General features: G+C 53.5%; 16 protein-coding genes and 4 pseudogenes. 17 read left to right on the top strand and 3 right to left on the bottom strand.

Annotated elements, in window-relative coordinates; all coding sequences use genetic code 11:
- Nucleotides 1–301: 301 nt before the first annotated feature.
- The 15 genes and pseudogenes from DW826_RS14815 to DW826_RS14730 all read left to right on the top strand — a co-directional run.
- Nucleotides 302–715, top strand: coding sequence for an Rrf2 family transcriptional regulator (locus DW826_RS14815; protein WP_117484747.1), 414 nt, complete (start codon nucleotides 302–304; stop codon nucleotides 713–715).
- Between the two features lie 41 nt (nucleotides 716–756).
- Complete coding sequence (locus DW826_RS14810) at nucleotides 757–2,670, top strand: acyl-CoA dehydrogenase family protein (RefSeq protein WP_117470963.1); 1,914 nt, start codon at nucleotides 757–759, stop codon at nucleotides 2,668–2,670.
- A 22-nt stretch (nucleotides 2,671–2,692) separates the two neighbouring features.
- Nucleotides 2,693–3,904, top strand: coding sequence for an FprA family A-type flavoprotein (locus tag DW826_RS14805; RefSeq protein ID WP_117470962.1), 1,212 nt, complete (start codon nucleotides 2,693–2,695; stop codon nucleotides 3,902–3,904).
- 165 nt (nucleotides 3,905–4,069) lie between these two features.
- Nucleotides 4,070–6,586 (top strand): ribonucleoside-diphosphate reductase subunit alpha, encoded by a 2,517-nt coding sequence (locus tag DW826_RS14800; protein ID WP_181968088.1) that lies wholly within the window; start codon nucleotides 4,070–4,072, stop codon nucleotides 6,584–6,586.
- A gap of 10 nt (nucleotides 6,587–6,596) precedes the next feature.
- Nucleotides 6,597–7,640: a ribonucleotide-diphosphate reductase subunit beta gene (locus tag DW826_RS14795; RefSeq protein ID WP_098924544.1), complete on the top strand. Its 1,044-nt coding sequence runs from the start codon at nucleotides 6,597–6,599 to the stop codon at nucleotides 7,638–7,640.
- 37 nt (nucleotides 7,641–7,677) lie between these two features.
- Complete coding sequence (locus DW826_RS14790; RefSeq protein ID WP_117470959.1) at nucleotides 7,678–8,859, top strand: MBL fold metallo-hydrolase; 1,182 nt, start codon at nucleotides 7,678–7,680, stop codon at nucleotides 8,857–8,859.
- Nucleotides 8,860–9,020: 161 nt separating this feature from the next.
- The gene (locus tag DW826_RS14785; protein ID WP_107000750.1) at nucleotides 9,021–9,344 is read left to right on the top strand and encodes a thioredoxin family protein; all 324 of its coding nucleotides are present in this window, start codon (nucleotides 9,021–9,023) and stop codon (nucleotides 9,342–9,344) included.
- Between the two features lie 14 nt (nucleotides 9,345–9,358).
- The gene (gene trxB / locus DW826_RS14780) at nucleotides 9,359–10,288 is read left to right on the top strand and encodes a thioredoxin-disulfide reductase (protein WP_117553101.1); all 930 of its coding nucleotides are present in this window, start codon (nucleotides 9,359–9,361) and stop codon (nucleotides 10,286–10,288) included.
- Nucleotides 10,289–10,582: 294 nt separating this feature from the next.
- A complete protein-coding gene (locus DW826_RS19010) occupies nucleotides 10,583–10,744 on the top strand; it encodes a hypothetical protein (protein ID WP_242992203.1) in 162 nt (53 codons plus the stop codon).
- 582 nt (nucleotides 10,745–11,326) lie between these two features.
- Nucleotides 11,327–11,749 (top strand): type II toxin-antitoxin system PemK/MazF family toxin, encoded by a 423-nt coding sequence (locus tag DW826_RS14765; protein WP_117484750.1) that lies wholly within the window; start codon nucleotides 11,327–11,329, stop codon nucleotides 11,747–11,749.
- Entirely contained in the window at nucleotides 11,742–11,972 is a 231-nt protein-coding gene (locus DW826_RS14760; RefSeq protein ID WP_002576363.1) for a hypothetical protein, read from the top strand. Before DW826_RS14765 ends, DW826_RS14760 begins: the two co-directional genes overlap by 8 nt.
- Nucleotides 11,973–12,043: 71 nt before the next feature.
- Nucleotides 12,044–12,253, top strand: coding sequence for a hypothetical protein (locus DW826_RS14755; protein WP_242994115.1), 210 nt, complete (start codon nucleotides 12,044–12,046; stop codon nucleotides 12,251–12,253).
- A pseudogene (locus tag DW826_RS18710) lies at nucleotides 12,217–12,402 on the top strand (site-specific integrase); the annotation flags it as partial. The gene DW826_RS14755 and the pseudogene DW826_RS18710, both read left to right, overlap by 37 nt.
- A gap of 147 nt (nucleotides 12,403–12,549) precedes the next feature.
- Entirely contained in the window at nucleotides 12,550–13,761 is a 1,212-nt protein-coding gene (locus tag DW826_RS14740; RefSeq protein ID WP_117553099.1) for a site-specific integrase, read from the top strand.
- Nucleotides 13,762–14,385: 624 nt separating this feature from the next.
- Nucleotides 14,386–14,736, top strand: a pseudogene (locus tag DW826_RS14730) (AAA family ATPase); the annotation flags it as partial.
- Between the two features lie 67 nt (nucleotides 14,737–14,803).
- Here the strand turns inward: DW826_RS14730 and DW826_RS14725 are convergent.
- Nucleotides 14,804–15,829, bottom strand: a pseudogene (locus DW826_RS14725) (ATP-binding protein).
- Nucleotides 15,830–15,976: 147 nt separating this feature from the next.
- Nucleotides 15,977–16,153: pseudogene (locus tag DW826_RS19005) on the bottom strand (relaxase); the annotation flags it as partial.
- Nucleotides 16,154–16,435: 282 nt separating this feature from the next.
- On the opposite strand from DW826_RS19005, the gene DW826_RS14715 reads away from it, so the two are divergent.
- On the top strand, nucleotides 16,436–16,738 hold the full coding sequence (locus DW826_RS14715; RefSeq protein WP_242994114.1) for a PBECR4 domain-containing protein: 303 nt from the start codon (nucleotides 16,436–16,438) through the stop codon (nucleotides 16,736–16,738).
- Here DW826_RS14715 and DW826_RS14710 read toward each other — a convergent pair.
- Complete coding sequence (locus DW826_RS14710) at nucleotides 16,684–18,807, bottom strand: tetratricopeptide repeat protein (RefSeq protein ID WP_117553098.1); 2,124 nt, start codon at nucleotides 18,805–18,807, stop codon at nucleotides 16,684–16,686. The two genes, DW826_RS14715 and DW826_RS14710, sit on opposite strands and share 55 nt — an antisense overlap.
- A 134-nt stretch (nucleotides 18,808–18,941) precedes the next feature.
- On the opposite strand from DW826_RS14710, the gene DW826_RS14705 reads away from it, so the two are divergent.
- Nucleotides 18,942–19,321, top strand: a 380-nt coding sequence (locus DW826_RS14705; protein ID WP_242994113.1) for a recombinase family protein, incomplete at its 3' end; no start/stop codon positions are given.

Raw genomic sequence — 19,321 nt, 5'->3', positions numbered from 1 at the left:
CTTGGACTTGCCAGGGACCGCCTTATCCGCCTTGGGTGGGTGACCCCTGCGAGCCCCAACCAATTTCTCCGCTTTCTGGTTTTCAGGCATAGTCTTTTCTGCTTTCGGCGGACTGCCACGTCACAGCTTTTTCGGCTCCTATATTGTAAGGAACATGGCTTTTCGCTGAATGGAAAGCGAAGCTGACCCGGGCTGGAGCGGTCTGTGTTAAAACGATATATTTTTTTGGAAATTATCTTGACAAAATTTATCAAGATTGATATGATGGCATTAACAAGCAAGCGAAAAGAGGATGTGGAGCATGATCATCACCAAAGAGACGGACTACGCACTGCGCATTTTGCGGGTGCTGCTGGACGGGGAGAAGCATTCGGTGGCCGAGATGTCGGAAACGGAGCTGATCCCCAATCAGTTTGCCTATCAAATCCTGCGCAAGCTCTCTGCCGGTAATTTGGTGCGGGTAAGGCGCGGCGCCCTTGGGGGCTGCGAACTGTCCGGCGATCTGGATGCGACCTCCCTCTACGATCTCATGGAGGTCATGGGGGAGCGGGGCATCCTGTGCACCTGCATGGAGCCGGGATATGTATGCCGCTGGCAGGACGAGCACGGGAGGTGCGCCATCCACTGTCAAATGGCGGTCTTGCAGCAAAAGCAGGACGAGGCGTTCCGCGCCGTGAGCCTGCGCAGGCTGCTGACCGGAAGATCCGCTCCCTAAGAAATAAGCGAGCTGTAAAATTTTAAGAGGAGGTAACCTGTATGCTATTTCAAACCACGGCGGCGCACGAAGAGCTGCGCGCGAAGATCCGGAGCTTTGCGGAGGAGGAGATCAAGCCCCTCGCATTTCTGATGGACCAGAACAATGAGTTTCCCGAGGAGGCTGTCAAGAAGCTGGGTAAGCTGGGCTGGATGGGCATTCCTTACCCCAAGGAGTACGGCGGCGCCGGTCTTGACGCCCTGAGTTACGCCATCGCGGTGGAGGAGCTGGCCCGTGTGGACGGCGGCGCGGGCGTGATCCTTTCCGCCCATGTCTCCCTCGGCTCGTGGCCCATTTTCGCCTACGGCACCGAGGAGCAGAAGAAGAAATATCTGATCCCGCTGGCCAAGGGCGAGAAAATCGGCGCCTTCGGCCTGACGGAGCCCAACGCCGGCTCCGATGCCGGCGGCACGGAGACCACCGCGCTGGACAAGGGGGATTACTACCTCCTTAACGGCGGCAAGATCTTCATCACCAACGCTCCCAAGGCGGACACCTATGTGGTTTTCGCCGTCACCACTCCGGACATCGGCACCCGGGGCATCTCCGCCTTCATCGTGGAGAAGGGCTGGAAGGGCTTTGAGTTCGGCGATCACTATGACAAGATGGGTATTCGCTCCTCCTCCACAGCGGAGCTGATCTTCAACGATGTAAAGGTCCCCAAGGAAAATCTGCTGGGCAAGGAGGGGGACGGCTTTAAGATCGCCATGTCCACGCTGGACGGCGGACGCATTGGCATCGCCGCCCAGGCGCTGGGCATCGCTCAGGGCGCGTTTGAACAGGCCTTGAGCTATTCCAAGGAGCGCATCCAGTTCGGTAAGCCTATCGCGGCCCAGCAGAGCATCGCCTTCAAGCTGGCGGATATGGCCACCAAGCTGCGCTGCGCCCGGTTCCTTATCTACTCCGCGGCGGAGCTGAAGGAGCAGCACGCGCCCTACGGCATGGAGTCTGCCATGGCGAAGATGTACGCCTCGGACATCGCGCTGGAGGTCACCAACGACGCCTTGCAGATCCACGGCGGCAGCGGCTTCCTCAAGGGCATGGAGGTAGAGCGGGCCTACCGTGACGCCAAGATTACCACCATCTACGAGGGCACCAACGAGATCCAGCGGGTGGTCATCGCCTCCCATCTGGTGGGCAGGCTGGGCAAGAGCTCCGGCGGCGAGAGACGCTCGGCAGCCAAGAAGCCCGCGCCCATCACCGGTATCCGCAAAATGACCATCTTCCGGGAGGGGGATGCCGCCCAGCAGGTGGCCGACCTTGTGGCGGCGCTGAAAAAGGACGGCCACGACTTCTCCGTGGGCATCCCCATGGATACGCCGATTCCGCAGGCGGAGCGCGTAGTCTCCGCGGGCAAGGGCATCGGAGAGAAAAAGAACATGAAGCTGGTAGAGACGCTGGCCAAGGCCGCCGGCGCGGCCATCGGTTCCTCCCGCCCCGTGGCGGAGACCCTCAAGTATCTGCCCCTGAACCGCTATGTGGGTATGTCCGGTCAGAAGTTCACCGGTAACCTCTACATTGCCTGCGGCATCTCCGGCGCGACCCAGCACCTCAAGGGTATCAAGGACGCCTCCACCATCGTGGCCATCAATAAAAACGGCAACGCCCCCATTTTTAAGAACTGCGACTACGGCATCGTGGGCGATGTGGCGGAGATCCTGCCTCTGCTGGCCGCCGCGCTGGACAGCGGAGAGAAGCAGCCCGCGCCGCCCATGGTGAAGATGAAGCGGCCCACGCCGCCGAAGCCCACCCCCATCGGCGACCGCTATGTCTGCGGCGGCTGCGGTTACGAGTATGTGCCGGAGCTGGGCGACGAGGACAGCGAAATCGCGCCCGGTACGCTCTTTGAGCAGCTTCCCGCCGAGTGGGTGTGCCCCGAGTGCGCGGAGGCGAAGGATCAATTTATAAAGGCTTGAGCCGTGAAGGAGGTAAGATAAGATGTATTGCGTGCGTAAAGTAACAAATGATCTCTATTGGGTAGGCGCCAACGACCATCGCCTGGCCTTGTTTGAAAACTGCTTTCCCATTCCCCGGGGCGTAAGCTACAACGCTTACTGCCTGTTGGACGAAAAGACGGTGCTTTTTGACACGGTGGACTGGTCTGCCTGCCGCCAGCTTTTGGAAAATTTAGAATATGTGCTGAACGGCCGCGAGCTGGACTACCTGCTGGTCAACCATCTGGAGCCGGATCACGCCGCCTGCATCGAGGAGATCCTGCTGCGCCATCCCAAGGTGAAGCTGATCTCCAACGAGAAGGCCTTCATGCTCATGCGTCAGTTCGGCTTCCATGTGGACGGGCATGAGTGCATCGAGGTGAAGGAGGGCGATACCTTCTCCTTCGGTAAGCACACCGTCACCTTTGTGGGTGCGCCTATGGTCCACTGGCCGGAGGCCATGGTGACCCTCGACGTTACCGACGGCGTCCTCTTTTCCGCCGACGCTTTCGGCACCTTCGGCGCGCTGGACGGCAAGCTGTTTGCCGATGAGGTGGACTTCGAGCGGGACTGGCTGGACGACGCCCGCCGCTACCTCACTAACATCGTGGGCAAGTACGGTCCCCACATCCAGCTCCTGCTGAAAAAGGCCGGCGGCGTTTTGGATCAGATCAAGTATATCTGCCCGCTCCACGGCCCCGTGTGGCGCAAGGATCTGGGCTGGTTCATCGAAAAGTACGACACCTGGAGCCGCTATGCCCCTGAAACCCAGGGCGTGCTCATCGTCTACGCCTCCATGTACGGCAACACGGAGAACGCGGCGCAGGCTCTGGCGGCGTCGCTCTGCGACAAGGGCATGAGCAAGGTGGCGATGTACGATGTGTCCTCCACCCATGTCTCCCAGCTGATCTCCGAGGCCTTCAAGTACAGTCACATCGTTCTGGCCTCCGTGACCTACAACCTCGGCATCTACCCCGCCATGCACGACTTCCTCATGGACATGAAGGCGCTGAATCTGCAAAACCGCACCTTTGCCATCATTGAAAACGGCTCGTGGGCGGTGAAGTCCGGCGACCTCATGCAGAAATTCGTCAACGACGAGCTTAAAAACATGACGGTGCTCAACGAGCGGCTCAGCCTCGCATCGTCCATGGGCGCGGACAAGCGCACTGAGCTGGAAGCGCTGGCGGACGCCATTCTGGAATCTATGAAGTAACTGGCAGGAAAGCCAAAACCAAGACAACAGACAACAAACAGCCCCGCCGTGTCGGCTGCAGAAAAACCGGCTTTCAAAAACAGAGCGGGCAAGCGTGATACTGCGCTTGCCCGCTCTTTGCCCAAAAGGACATGAGAAGTGACCGGAGAAGATGAGAGGATCGAAATGGAGATCAGAAAACGAAACGGGAAGTCTGTTCCTTTTCAACAGGAGAAAATTTTCAACGCTATGAAAAAAGCGTTTGATGGACAGGGAAGGGAGATTGGGGGCGGAGAGCTGGAGGAGATCCTCACTGCCGTTCTCGACAATCTCTCCGTCACAGTACCGCTCACCGTGGAACGTGTGCAGGACGAGGTGGAGCGGACGCTCATGGAGCGCGGACACTATGAGGTGGCCAAGGCGTACATCCTCTATCGCGAAAAGCGGTCTGCGCTGCGCCGCGTCCGGCATACCATCGCGCAGACGGTGGGGGATAACTCGCTTGACGAGGTGCTGCGCCGTATCCAGATGGATTTTACCGAGGAAATCTACTCCCTCGCGGCGCTTCAAATGAAGTTTGAGAGCTTCTGTCGCCCGGGCATGACGGAGGATGAGAGGGCTGAGGCACTGACCAAGGCAGCGGTAGAGCTGACTACGGCAGAGGCACCCAAGTGGGAGTTCATCGCGGCGCGGCTTCTGAACCACTCCTTTCGCTGTCGCAACGCACAGGAATGGGAGGGGCGCGGCGTCGGCGACCTCTATGGCAGGCTTCGCTATCTGACGGATAAGGGACTCTACGGTGACTATATTCTTGCCCATTATACCCACGAGGAGATCGCTATGGCGGAGGACTTTCTCTGCCCGGAACGGGACGAGCTGTTCACCTACTCCGGCCTTGACCTGCTGCTCAAACGCTATGTGATCCAGTCACGCAGCCGCGTGCCGCTGGAAACACCGCAGGAGATGTTTTTGGGTATCGCGCTGCATCTTGCTATGAACGAAGGCTCTGACCGCATGGGGTGGGTAAAACGCTTTTACGATATGCTCAGCCGTATGGAGGTCACGATGGCGACACCTACCATGTCCAACGCACGAAAGCCCTACCATCAGCTTTCAAGCTGCTTTGTGGACACTGTGCCGGACAGTCTGGACGGCATCTACCGCTCGCTGGACAACTTCGCAAAGGTCTCTAAATTTGGCGGTGGAATGGGGATGTACTTCGGTAAGGTGCGCGCTGCAGGCAGCACCATCCGCGGCTTTCAAGGGGCGGCGGGCGGTGTTATCCGCTGGATCCGGTTGGTCAACGACACCGCCGTGGCGGTGGATCAGTTGGGGATGCGGCAGGGCGCTGCGGCGGTTTACTTAGACGCATGGCACCGGGATCTGCCTGAATTCCTTCAACTGCGCACCAACAACGGCGACGACCGCATGAAGGCGCATGATGTGTTTCCCGCCGTGTGCTATCCGGATCTCTTCTGGCGACTGGCGGAGGAGAACATAGACGCGCCGTGGCATCTCATGTGTCCGCATGAGATCCTCACGGTCAAGGGCTACGCACTGGAGGATTACTGGGGTACAGAATGGGAGAAGCGGTATCTGGACTGCGTCAATGACCCGCGCATCGAAAAGCGCAGCGTCACCGTCAAGGACATCGTGCGGCTGGTGCTTCGCTCGGCAGTGGAGACCGGCACGCCCTTCGCCTTCAACCGCGACAGCGTAAATCGTATGAACCCAAACGGCCACACGGGAATGATCTATTGCTCCAATCTCTGCACGGAGATCGCGCAGAACATGGCGCCCATCGAGCATATCAGCACTGAGGTGCACACGGAGAACGGCGACACAGTGGTGGTGACGGCCACACGCCCCGGTGAGTTTGTGGTCTGCAACCTGGCGAGTCTGTCTCTCGGTAATCTGCCGGTGGAGGATGAGGCCTATATGGAACGCACGGTGGAAACGGCCATCCGCGCACTGGATAATGTGATCGACCTCAACTTCTACCCGTTGGAATACGCGCGGCTTACCAATCAGAAGTACCGCAGCATCGGCCTGGGCGTCAGCGGCTACCACCACATGCTGGCAAAGCGCGGCATCCGTTGGGAGAGCGATGAGCACCTTGCCTTCACCGACGCGGTGTTCGAGCATATCAACTACGCCGCCATCAAGGCGGACACAGCACTGGCACGGGAAAAGGGCCGCTACGCGCTCTTTGAGGGCAGCGACTGGCAGACAGGCGCGTATTTTGAAAAGCGAGGTTATACCTCAGAAAAGTGGCGGGCGCTTGCGGAAACGGTGGCGGTGCAGGGAATGCGCAACGCCTATCTGCTGGCTGTCGCACCCACTTCCAGCACATCCATCCTCTCCGGCACGTCGGCAGGCATCGATCCAATTATGAAGAAATTCTTTTTAGAGGAAAAAAAGGGCAGCATGCTGCCCCGCGTTGCTCCGGAGCTTTCTATGGATACATGGTGGTACTATAAGGCGGCGCATCTGATCGACCAAAGCTGGTCGGTGCGCGCCGCGGGCCTTCGCCAGAGACATATTGACCAGGCGCAGAGCATGAATCTCTATATCACCAATGACTATTCCATGCGTCAGGTGCTCAGACTGTATTTGGAGGCGTGGAGGGCCGGCGTCAAGACCATTTATTATGTCCGCAGCAAGGCCCTTGAGGTCGAGGCCTGTGAAAGCTGCTCGTCATAAGGAGGATAGCATGATGGAACTGAAGAAAAAGCCCCTCTTTAACCCGGAGGGCGACCCTGATGTGCGCCTGCGGCGCATGATCGGCGGCAATACCACCAACCTCAACGACTTCAACAATATGAAGTACGCTTGGGTCAGCGACTGGTACCGGCAGGCCATGAACAACTTTTGGATCCCTGAGGAGATCAATCTCTCGCAGGATGTGAAGGACTATCCCCGCCTGCTGTCAGCCGAGCGCAGCGCCTACGATAAAATTCTGAGTTTTCTTGTCTTTTTGGATTCCATTCAGACAGCGAACCTGCCTAATATCGGCGCCTACATTACAGCCAACGAGGTCAATCTCTGCCTGTCCATTCAGGCGTTTCAGGAGTGTGTCCACTCACAGAGCTACAGCTATATGCTCGACACCATCTGTTCCCCCGTGGAGCGCAATGACATCCTCTACCAATGGAAAACGGACGAGCATCTGCTGCGCCGCAACACCTTCATTGGGGACTGCTACAACGAGTTTCAGGAGCGGAAGGACGCTCCCACGCTGCTGCGCGTGATGATGGCGAACTATATTTTGGAGGGCATCTATTTTTACAGCGGCTTTATGTTCTTCTACAATCTCTCCCGAAACGGGAAGATGCCCGGCTCGGCGCAGGAGATCCGCTATATAAACCGCGACGAGAACACGCACTTGTGGCTGTTCCGCAATATCATCACGGAGCTGCAAAAGGAGCAGCCGGAGTTGTTCACCGCCGAGAGCGTACAAGCGCTGCGCGAGATGATGCGTGAGGGCGTGGAGCAGGAGATCGCATGGGGGCATTATGTGATCGGCGACGACATCCCGGGGTTGAACCGGCAGATGATTAGCGATTACATCCGCTATCTCGGGAATCTTCGCTGGACGAGCCTTGGCTATCCGGCATTGTATCCGGGCTTTGAGAGCGAACCGGAGAGCATGGAATGGGTCAGCCAGTACGCTGACGCCAATATGGTCAAGACCGATTTCTTTGAGGCACGCAGTACCGCCTACGCCAAGAGCACCGCACTGATAGACGATTTATAAGAAAACCAAAGACATCAGAATAGGAGGTATTTTTTATATGGATATCCGAACGGTAACAGATGCCATCCGCTATGTAGGGGTGGATGATAACACATTGGCACTCTTTGAAAACCAGTACCCCGTCCAGCCTATGGGAGTGAGCTACAACTCCTATGTCATTCTGGACGAGAAAATCGCCGTGATGGACAGCGTGGACGCACGGGCGGCGGAGGAATGGCTTTCCAATGTAGCGCAGGTGTTGGGGGGGCGCAACCCCGATTATCTTGTGGTCACACACATGGAGCCGGATCATTCCGGCAGCCTCATGCGGATAGCGCAAGAGTACCCGGAGATGAAGATCGTGGGAAACGCGAAAACATTTACCCTGATCAAGCAGTTCTTTGGCACGGGTGCATTGTCGGAAGACCGTATGCTGGAGGTTGGCGAGGGCAGCACGATCTCTCTGGGCTCACACCGGCTGCGCTTCCTGCTGGCACCGATGGTACACTGGCCGGAGGTGATGACGGCGTATGAGGAAACGGAAAAAATCCTGTTCTCGGCGGATGCCTTCGGACGCTTTGGCTCACTGGAACGGACTGCCCGTGCCCCCTGGGTGCCGCAGGCCCGACGGTATTATTACAATATTATCGGGAAATATGGCGCACAGGTGCAGGCTCTGCTGAAAAAGACCTCCGCGCTGGAGATCCAAACGATCTGCCCGCTCCATGGTCCCGTGCTTACAGAAGGGCTGGAGGAGTGTCTGCGGCTCTATGATCTCTGGTCACAATGGGAACCAGAAGAATCGGAGAGCATACTGATTGCCCACGCATCCATCCATGGAAATACTGCCCATGCGGCGAAGACCCTCAAGGGTAAATTAGAGAAAAAAGGCGTGCAGGTCAGCATATGTGATCTCACTGTGACAGATCTTTCCTACGCTGTTGCCAGTGCGTTCTACTGCGGGAAACTGGTGTTGGCCTGCTCCACTTATGACGGAGGACTGTTCCCGCCCATGAAGGCCTTTTTGGATCATTTACAGACAAAGGGATTCCGAAACCGCCGGATTGGCCTCATGGAAAACGGCTCATGGGCCCCTGCTGCCGCGCGGCTGATGCGCGCCGAGTTGGAAAAGATGAAGGAACTCCGACTGTGTGAAACGGAGGTATCGCTGCGCGGCGCACTGAACCAAACCAGCGAAGCGCAGATGGACGCTCTTGTGGCGGAGCTCTGCGCGGAATAAGCTGCAACAAACCGCAGCTATTCTCGTACAGATGATGGTCTTACTCATCTGCTTTATGTCCCAAGGGCAGAGTACCGTCATCTCAGGTTGAGGTCACTATGTGGTGTGAGGCGAGAACGGAGTCTTGAGAATACCCAAACAAAAGAAAGGAGCTGACAGATATGGCAGCTATGAATATGAATCAGGAGCAGTTTGAGCAGGCGACCCGGGGCGAAAAGCCCGTTTTGGTGGATTTCTGGGCGCCCTGGTGCGGCTATTGCCGGAGGATCGGCCCTGCGTATGAGAAGATTGGAGAGGAATACGCGGACAGCCTCGTTGTCAGCAAGATCAATATTGACGAGGAGCCGCGGCTGGCGGGGGCCGAGGGGATTGAGGTCATCCCAACTCTGGTGCTGTACCGGAACGGAAAGGCCGTGGATTCCATCACCGCGCCCGGCTCAAAGGCAGAGATCGACCGCTTCATTCAGGAAGCCTTGGCGAAATAACGGAGGGTTCAGATATGAACAACAATCATGTTTATGATATGCTCGTGGTGGGCGGCGGCCCGGGCGGCTACACCGCCGCCCTGTACGCGGCCCGGTCGGGGCTGGACACCGTTGTGCTGGAAAAGCTGTCTGCTGGCGGGCAGATGGCCCTGACCGAGCAGATCGACAACTACCCCGGCTTTGAGAACGGGATCGACGGCTTCTCTCTGGCGGAGAAGATGCAAAAGCAGGCGGAGCGTTTTGGGGCACGCAGCGAATACGCGGAAGTTCTCCGCATGGATCTGACGGCGGTTCCCAAGCTCGTGGAGACCAGCGAGGGGATCTTCCGGGGGAAAACCGTGGTGCTGGCCACCGGCGCAGACCCCAGAACGCTGGGCGTTGCCGGAGAGACGGAGCTGTTGGGCCGGGGCGTGGCCTACTGTGCCGCCTGCGATGGGATGTTTTACAAGGACAAAACGGTGGTCGTGGTGGGCGGCGGCAATTCCGCCGCGGCAGATGCCCTCCTTCTCAGCCGCGTGGCGAAAAAGGTGATCCTCGTCCACCGCAGAGACACCCTGCGGGCCACCAAGATCTATCACGAGCCACTGGAACAGGCCGAAAATGTGGAATTCCGCTGGAACAGCACCGTTTCCGCGCTGATTTCCGGGGTCAGGCTGACCGGCGTACGCCTGCGGGACACCGTCACCGGTGAGGAAAGCGTGGTGGACTGCGACGGCGTATTTGTCAGCGTGGGCCGACAGCCCGCCACGGCGCTGGCGGTGGGTCAACTGGCGCTGGACGGCGGCGGCTATATCGTGGCCGGAGAGACCACGGAAACCAGTATTCCCGGCGTTTACGCCGTGGGCGACGTGCGGACGAAGCCCCTCCGTCAGGTGGTCACCGCCGTGGCGGACGGCGCGATGGCAGTCCACATGGCGGAGAAATATATCGCGGAAAACCGATAAGGGAGGTAGATTGAAAAAGCCATGTTTAAGGTCAGGCCGGATACGACCGCAGTGGGGATGCCGACATATCTGCAAGGCAAACTGCCAGAGTGATGGTAGATAAGATAACCCATGTAAGATCGGGAGATATGTTGTCTCTCCATATCCAGTCCACGCAACAGTGAGCAACTGAACACAAAACACAGCCACAGATGTACTCTGCGGCTGTGCTTTTATGCATAGTACTTACGGAAAGGATTCGATAAGCAGATTTCTGTGATACGGATTTTGGATTCTCGCAGAGAGGAATTTCGATTGAGTAAAGCATATGAGCAGAAAATTGACGTGGTAAATGTCATTACTGCTCCAGAAATTGAAATGCTGATTATTCATGCGGAAGGAGCATATGATCAGTTTAAGCGTTCTGGAAAAAACCAAGCGAATTTTGTAAAACAAATCTTCGGATGCATGATGTGAAGTCGTATGAGATAGAATCGTCTTCGATGTCTCGTTGGGAAACCAACGAGGCATTTTTTTTGCCCCAATCCGACTGCATAGGACACTGAAAAAATCAAAACGAACCGTATGTAGTCCTGCAAGGACAACCAAAGTGCGCCTACGAGGCCAACGCGAAACCGGAGGATTCTTGTTAAACTTACTTTGTAAGGACGAAAGTCCGGATGTCCCTTGAAAACTGAATACTCATTCTTCAGGTACATTCCTGTTTGGTCGAGCCTTCGACTGCACGCCATGAATCCCATCGGGGCGATAGCGGTTTCGCAGAAGCAAATGCCGGATTGCAACCGGCGGCGGTGCTAAAGCCAGACAGGGACAATGATACTTCCGTAATTCGCGGTCCGGCCATAAGGAAGGCGGGATGGTTAAATTCCAATGGAGCAGTGAAGCACACTGCCGCCTGTGAGAAATCCTACATCTCTGGGGTGATAAGAAAAAGTACAGAGAAACCATATTTTCAGAAAGCACTGCTGGGTGCTGTATCAGCATGATACCTGGCAGGCTTTATCCATATCAGTGTATGGAGATTGGAGACAACAGAAAATGAAAGAAAACTGGGTTTATCGGCGAGGTGATTTATATCTCGCCAATCTCGGTGTTCCGGTTGGATCAAAGCAGGGCGGTGTTCGTCCTGTTGTGGTTCTTCAGAATGATGCCGGTAATTATTATGCGCCGACAATCACGATTGCTCCGCTGACATCGAAAATTGAGAAGAAGCGAAAGCAGCCAACGCATTTCTTTCTCCGTAAAGCAAAGGGACTGGCAAAACCGTCTATGGTATTGGCAGAACAGCTCGACACCTGCGACAAGATATGCGTGATTCGCTATCTTGGGCGGGTAAGTAAGGGGCAGATGCGTGGGATTGACGAAGCTGTAAGGATTCAGCTTGGTTATTACATTCCGGAACAGGCAGAGAAAAAAAGACAGGGCAAATGCCGAAAGGAAGGCGAAGAAGGCGATGGATAAACTGATTACAAGGAAGGAAGCAGCCAGTATACTGGGAATCAGCGTAAAAACACTGGATGCTGCAAGAACAGACGGTTTGATCTCCTATGTTCAGTATGTGGAAAACGGCTGCGTTTATTTCACGGAAGTGGGGATTCAGGAGTACATTGCAAAATGTACGCACCGTGCAAAACCGATGGAACGTGCTGCGACATATCGCAAACCTCGAAGCTTTCGGCGGTAAAAATCGACATCGTTGAGTATGGACGATGAATCCGCAATAATGAAAGCAACAACAGGATTGGAGGTAATGATATGGCGGCAAGAAGAATGATGCTTCCCGATTATGGTACGGTGGGTATGAAGGGAACGCAGTATTATCGCACCCGTGTAACAGATCAGCAGGGGCGGCGGGTTTCCTTATATGCAAGAACGAGAGAGGAACTGTACCAGAAGGAACAGGAAGCGATCCAGCAGATTGAGAACAAGACGTATCGCCGCAGTACACCTATATTACGAATCTGATTCATGCTTCGGTTGATCCGAAGACAGTTCAGTATCTTGCCGGTCATGAAAGCAGCAAGATCACCATGGATATTTACGCCAAGGTGAAATATAATCGCCCAGAGCAGCTCGAAGGAGTGCTGGAAGATGCTTTTGCATCGTGGGATTAAGAGTAAATCAGAAAAAACTTGGGGCAGGGATGGTCAAAAATCCCTGCCCTTTTTACATACATTCGACATCCTTGAAGGAAGTAGTGTACGCCATGATAATAAGAGTAGCAACACCCAATGTATGAAGATAGACGAGGAGGAGAACACATGGCTAAAGGAAAAAAGCGCCCTGCTGAACTTCCGGAATACGGAACAGTGATGATGAAAGGGGTACAGTATTACCGCACCCGGATTACAGATGCAGACGGAAAGAGAGTGGCGATTTATGGGCTGACACGCGAAGAATTATATGACCGGGCGGAAGATGCCCAGAAGAAAATCGCGGAAGTGGTTTTCCACAGAGAGAATCCGACCGTAGAAGAGTACTGCGAAAAATGGCTGTTGATGCGGTCTGGAACGGTAAGAACCAATACGTTGGAGGGATACGCGCGGATGGTGAATCGGTACATCGTGGGGCCGATTGGACAGATGTATATGGATGAGGTGACCACAGATGACCTGCGGCTGCTGATGGTTCCTCTATCAAAAGGTTCTTCCGGAATGTATGGTCAGCTCAATATGCTGATTAAGAACATTTTTAATTCGGCAGAAGAGAGCAAGGTGATCAAAGAGAATCCATCCAAAACGATTTGCGCAAGAGGAGGAAAGCCTGCGAAACGGCGCGAAGCTTTGACGGATGAACAGACTGCCATTTTGCTGGATAGCATTCATGAGCTACCACCGTATGTTTTCGTAATGATCGGCTTGTACGCGGGATTGCGTAGAGAAGAGATTCTTGGACTTCAATGGGACTGCGTATTCCTGGATGAAAAAACGCCGTACATTTCTGTAAGGCGTGCATGGCATGTGGAAGGCGGTGAGCCGGTGGTCAACACACTTTTGAAGACTCCGACAGCGAAGCGAGATGTTCCGATTCCCAAATGCCTGGTAGCCTGTCTCAAGGAAGCAAGGGAAAAATCAGAATCGGAATATGTGATCTCCAATTCAAAGGGAACTGTTTTGACGGAAGCACAGTTTGTGAGGGTCTGGAAGTACATAACAGTCCGTTCCACCGCAGAACGCTGTTATTACACCTATGTAAATGGGCAGTCCATCAAGCATAGAATAAAGCCAAGGCTTGGTGAGCATCAGCCGAACAATCCCAAGCTGGTGTATACGATGGACTTCAAGGTGACTCCGCACATGCTGCGGCACACCTACATCACCAATCTGATTTACAAAGGTGTTGATCCAAAGACGGTGCAGTATCTGGCAGGCCATGAGAACAGCAAAACGACTATGGACATCTATGCGAAAGTCAAGTATAATAAACTTGAGAAATTAAGCAGCGTTGTGAATGCTGCATTCGGGCTGCGTTAAACGGCACCAAAAATCTCGCGATTTCGTGGGTTTACCTATGGGTTTACTGAGAGAGGAAAACCAGAAAACCCGCATAAATACTGGACTTTTTGGACCAAGGATAGGTGAGTACGGTCTCAAAGCAGCTCGTCGCGCTCCGCAGTTCAGCAAGCGATAATCGACTGCTCAGACTATATCAAAAGGTTTACAAAAGCCCGGAAAATCAAGGTTTTCCGGGCTTTTGCTATATCTAAACGGGCTGATATGGTTTGACCAAATTTGGCAAAACGAGAGCCGATTTCATCCAATTTTTAGTGGTCCGCAAGTGGTTAACTGGCTAAAAAGAGGGCAAAAAGAGGGGGAAGTGGTTCCTAAAGTGGTTAACCGAGAGCCGATTTTTTGGGGGGGGCTTTTCAGCCCTCCTTCCCCTCGTTTTTGGCTGTGGCAGTTTGGCATAGTTTGAGCTAATTTGAATAATTGAATATGAATTTGATGTAGCACACAGTATAAATGCTGGGTGCTTTTTTCATTTCAGGAACTCGTATTCCGGCGATAGAAAGAGCCGTCACTTCACTGTTAATTTTGAAGTGGCGGCTTTTTCTATTTCCAGAAGCAACAGCAATAATCAGAAATGAGGTGAAGTCAATGAACACGCAAATCATCGCCATTGCCAACCAGAAAGGGCGCTATGTGCCAGTGGCACATGTTCAGCGCCGACCGGAGCGGGAGCGGAGAAGCGTTGGCAAGACAACGACCTGTGCCAACTTGGGAATCGGGCTGGCGCAGGCCGGAAAGAAAGTCCTGTTGATCGACGGAGACCCGCAAGGCAGCCTGACGATCAGCTTAGGCAATCCCCAGCCGGACAAGTTGCCCTTTACGCTGTCGGACGCTATGGGGCATATCCTGATGGATGAGCCGATTCATTCCGGCGAGGGTATCCTGCACCACCTGGAGGGAGTAGACTTGATGCCCGCCGACATTCAACTTTCCGGTATGTGAATATAATTTAGAATGAAAAGTAGCAGGACAATGGGAGATGAGACCCAATGCCCTGCTTCTCTGTTTATTCGGAACGAACTGTAATATATTTTTGTTTTCGACTGTTTGGCTTATCTGGAATAGTCATTTTAAGCTGGCCACTTGCCAGTAGAGGATTCAAATATTTTCTTGTAAAATAAGTGAGATTTCGATAACCAATAAACGAGCAAATTTCTTGTTTGCTTTTTTCTGTTATACAAAAATCCAAGACTGCGTGTAGGATGTCCTGTGATTTATCTTGATCACTAACTTGGTCACTGACTAAGTTTTTCTGACTAAGATGGTAATTCACATTTTTCAAAATGACTCTGAAATCTGTCGCTGTTGAGGAAAATTCGGGCTTATATGCCTCTGTGTATCCAGGCAGCTTTTCGGTTTCACTGACGATTTTGCGTAGGCCACTTCCACGGCGTTCCATGTACTTCATGCGGTGGAACAGGTCAGCAATCACAGGGTTTCGCCGCATGGAACGGATACTGTAAATATCGGATTCCTGAATTGAGCCGCCGCCAAACATACCGCCCGGAGATGTGATTTCCACCCGATCATCAAACATATCAATATGGATTTCGCTGCCAAGCACAATATAATCACGATGGATAAGCGCATTGACAAGAGCCTCTGTCACAGCTCGTTCAGCATAATCCGGCTTGTCTACCCGATACTGTGCCTCTTTGACAAAACGGACTTTGGAATTATTGCGAATAAATTCACTGCCGCTTTTCAGTAGATAAATCAGATTCCCTTCGTATTCTTTATCGTCCAATGCATCATCAAAGATAGAGCCTTTTTCCAAGCCATTCCACCGGGTACAGAACATACGGGAGTTAGGGTGATTCGTTCTTTGATTAAGCGGCTGATCGCTTCAGCATCCTTTTGAACATCGGACAAGCCGAAAGGCTCCCGGTCATCGGAGACTCCGAAAAACAGAGTGCCGCCGATTCCATTGGAAAAGGAACTGACACTTTTTTAACCAGCTTTTTGGCTTTTTTGTTTCGAGAGCAACTTTGAAATCACATTCTGTTGCTTCAGCAATGAGCTGTTCTATCATAGAAATCCCTCCTTTGAGGTTGTAGAATGTTCTTTTTTATTATACCTAGCGGAGAAAGTTATTGCAACGATAGAAGCAAAGAGTTCAGCGAAAACAAAAATATTTATGAGAGGAGGTCCTTCTATTATGGTAATTACAAGAATCATGCCGCTTCGCCAGCAGAAACTCCGCATCGGCGGTCCGGCTGTCACAGCCATAGCCGGTAATCAGTTTTCCGTTGTCGGTCTTTTGCGGATTTGCCACATAATCAATAATATCGCTGATTGCCTGACTCTCAGTGCGCCCCTTGCCGATATGCAGGGGCATGATGCGTGTGGTTGCCATAGATGGAGCCTCCTTTCTCATAAGCAGAGAAGATATTTTCTGATTTTTCATGGGGATTGACATATTTTCTAAAGTTGCATATAATAATAGTACAAGGTAGGCAACGGCGTGTGTCTGCCAAAGCGTTGAAGCATAATAGCGTACCGGAATGCCTTGTTATGCAGAGCTTTCAGTAGGGGTTGTGCAGTAACCTCAAACCGGAGTAGGCTGCAAGCCGAAAGAAAATGCTCAAAGCCGCCTTGCATTGCAGGGCGGCTTTCTTTATGTGGACAGAGAGGTTTTATGGATAAATTACAAAAGTGTGCAAAAGCATTTGAAAATTTGTTGGAGATACAATATCGGATCATTATTGGCCGAAAGGGAAAAACCGTAGAGTTGGTGATTGGCTTCTCCAAACTGGACTTTCATCATTTGATGGGTCTTGGAAAACTGAAAGATTTGCGGATCGCAAAACAAAATCGTGGTTCTGTATTTGATGAAATCATAACCGGAATCATGACATTGCGCCGAAGCGTCCCTTTTTTCGTCCTTTATGATTCGTTTTCCGCAATGGTACGCCGCAAAAGATTCATTTCGGCTTCATAGCCGTAATCTTCTTTTTCGCTGCTCTCCTTTGCCAATTCCAACGCCTGACGGCATAGATCCAAACCGGCTTTCTTTTCCCTGCGGTCGCCGATACCCAAAAGCTTGCAGCGCGCCAAGCGCATTTTGCATTTCACACTGCCCAATTTCTCGCCAGTTTCATAGCAGCGGCGCGCTTCCTTTCCGTCCTGCGCAACGACGACACCGTTTTCATAAAAACGCCCCAACGCCCACCAGGCGCTGTCGTCATTCCCATCGGCAGCTTTGCGGTAATGGGCATACGCCTCAGACAGCTTCCCTGCCTGCTCCAAATGCCATCCCATGTTGTAATCCGCCATGGCTTCGCCCAGCTCCGCCGCGCGGCGATACCATTCCATGGCCGTTTCCAAATCCCGCGGCACGCCCCGTCCCATCGCATAACATTCGCCCAGGCTATTCATGGCAGCCGGGTGGTTCTGCTCTGCTGCTCGTTCGTACCAGCAAATTGCCTTTTTCATATCCTGTTCCACGCCTTCGCCGTGGTCGTAAAGCCAGCCGAGATCATGCATGGCATCAGCATTTCCGCCCTCGGCGGCAGCAGTATACCAACGGATCGCTTCCGTCATATTTTGTTCCACGCCTTCGCCATTGCTGTAATTCCAGCCAAGGCAGTACATGCAGTAATCACTTCCTGCCTCAGCTCCCCGCCGGTACCAGTAAAGCGCCCTTTCTTCGTTCTGTTCCACGCCTTCGCCGTACTCGTAGCAGTATGCCAGATTATCCATGGATTGCAAATGGCCACACTGTGCGCCCTGCTCATACCATTTTACGGCTTCCTGCCAATTCTGCTCCACGCCATGTCCCATTTTATAGCACCGGCCAAGATTGCACATGGCACTGCCGTTGCCGCCTTCGGCACTGCGGCGATACCAGTAAAGCGCCCTTTCTTCGTTCTGTTCCACGCCTTCGCCGCGCTCGTAGCAGCATGCCAGATTATTCATGGATTGCAAACGGCCACACTGTGCGCCCTGCTCATACCATTTTACGGCTTCCTGCCAATTCTGCTCCACGCCATGTCCCCTTTTATAGCACCGGCCAAGATTGCACATGGCATCGCCGCTGCCGCCTTCGGCACTGCGGCGATACCAGTAAAGCGCCCTTTCTTCGTTCTGTTCCACGCCTTCGCCGCGCTCGTAGCAGCATGCCAGATTATGCATGCATTGCAAATCGCCACACTGTGCGCCCTGCTCATACCATTTTATGGCTTCCTGCCAATTCTGATCCACGCCATATCCCCTTTTATAGCACAAGCCCAGATTGCTCATGCTAACCGGATAGCCGCACTCCGCACCTCTGCGATACCAGGAAAAGGCCTGCTCCCAACTCTGCTCCACGCCGCGGCCCTTTTCATAGCAGTATCCCAGATCCGTCATTGCCGTGCTCACGCCACTCTCTGCCGCCTCGCGGAACCAATGCACAGCCTGCTCCCAGTTTTGCTCCACGCCGTCGCCGTATTCATAGCATACGCCCAGCCGGTACATACCTTCACCGTAGCGCTGATACGCCGCCGCGCGCACCCAGTGCACGGCCTCGGCAGCGTCGGCTTCCACGCCGATCCCGTCGTGGAAGGCGCGGGCGAGCAGCATCTGTCCGCGGGGCGAACCGTATTCCGCCGCCTTGCAGTATAACTCGGCAGCCTTTTCCGCATCCGGAGCCGTGCCAATGCCGTATTGATAGCACACGCCCAAGCAGCACACCGCATTCAGGCTCCCCATTTCCACCGCCTGTTGATAAAGCCAAAAAGCCTGAACCGGATCCGCCTCCACGCCGTTTCCCTGCTCCATGCAGATGCCCAGATTGCATACGCCCCATGCGCTGCCGAGATATGCAGCTTTCCGAAAACAATCCACCATGCGCTTTTTATCCGATGCCTCTGCATCCCAAAGGGTGTTGCCTAAAGCCGTCCAATCATCTCCGGTCATATCGGCCTCGTTGGCGCGCAGCAATTTCCGGCCGCACTGCGGACAGCGCTCCGGCAGCTTTTCGCCTTCATCCCAATAATTACAGGTGTGATCCTCGCAGTGATAAATCATCGTTTCTAACTCCTTCTGCCTGCTGAAAAAAGCAGCGCGTTACACTATTTTCCATAGTATAACACGCTGCTTCAAAAAAGGAAAGACCGATCGGTCAGTCCTCGTTGCCGAAGAACTTATCGTGCACCACTTTGATGGCGCGGTTTGCATCGTCCTTGCAGAAGAAGTATCTGGAAGATTATGCAGTACAGCATGGATTTGATAATATTCAGCATTTCAGTGATGATGGATATTCAGGAACGAACTTCAACAGACCGGCATTCAATTCTCTGCTGACAGAGATTGAAGCTGGCAGGGTGGGAACAGTGATCGTCAAAGATATGTCCCGATTTGGCAGAAACTATCTGCAAGTAGGTTTCTATACTGAAATGATGTTTCCTAAGAAAAATGTCCGTTTTATTGCAGTCAATAACGGAGTTGACAGTGCCAATCCGGCAGATAATGATTTTACACCATTTCTGAATATCATGAATGAATACTACGCCAGAGACACCAGCCGTAAAATCCGTTCCAC

The organism is Clostridium sp. AM34-11AC (genome assembly GCF_003435375.1).
GTDB classification, from domain to species: domain Bacteria; phylum Bacillota; class Clostridia; order Lachnospirales; family Lachnospiraceae; genus Pilosibacter; species Pilosibacter fragilis.
This window is presented reverse-complemented; position numbering and strand designations above follow the sequence as displayed.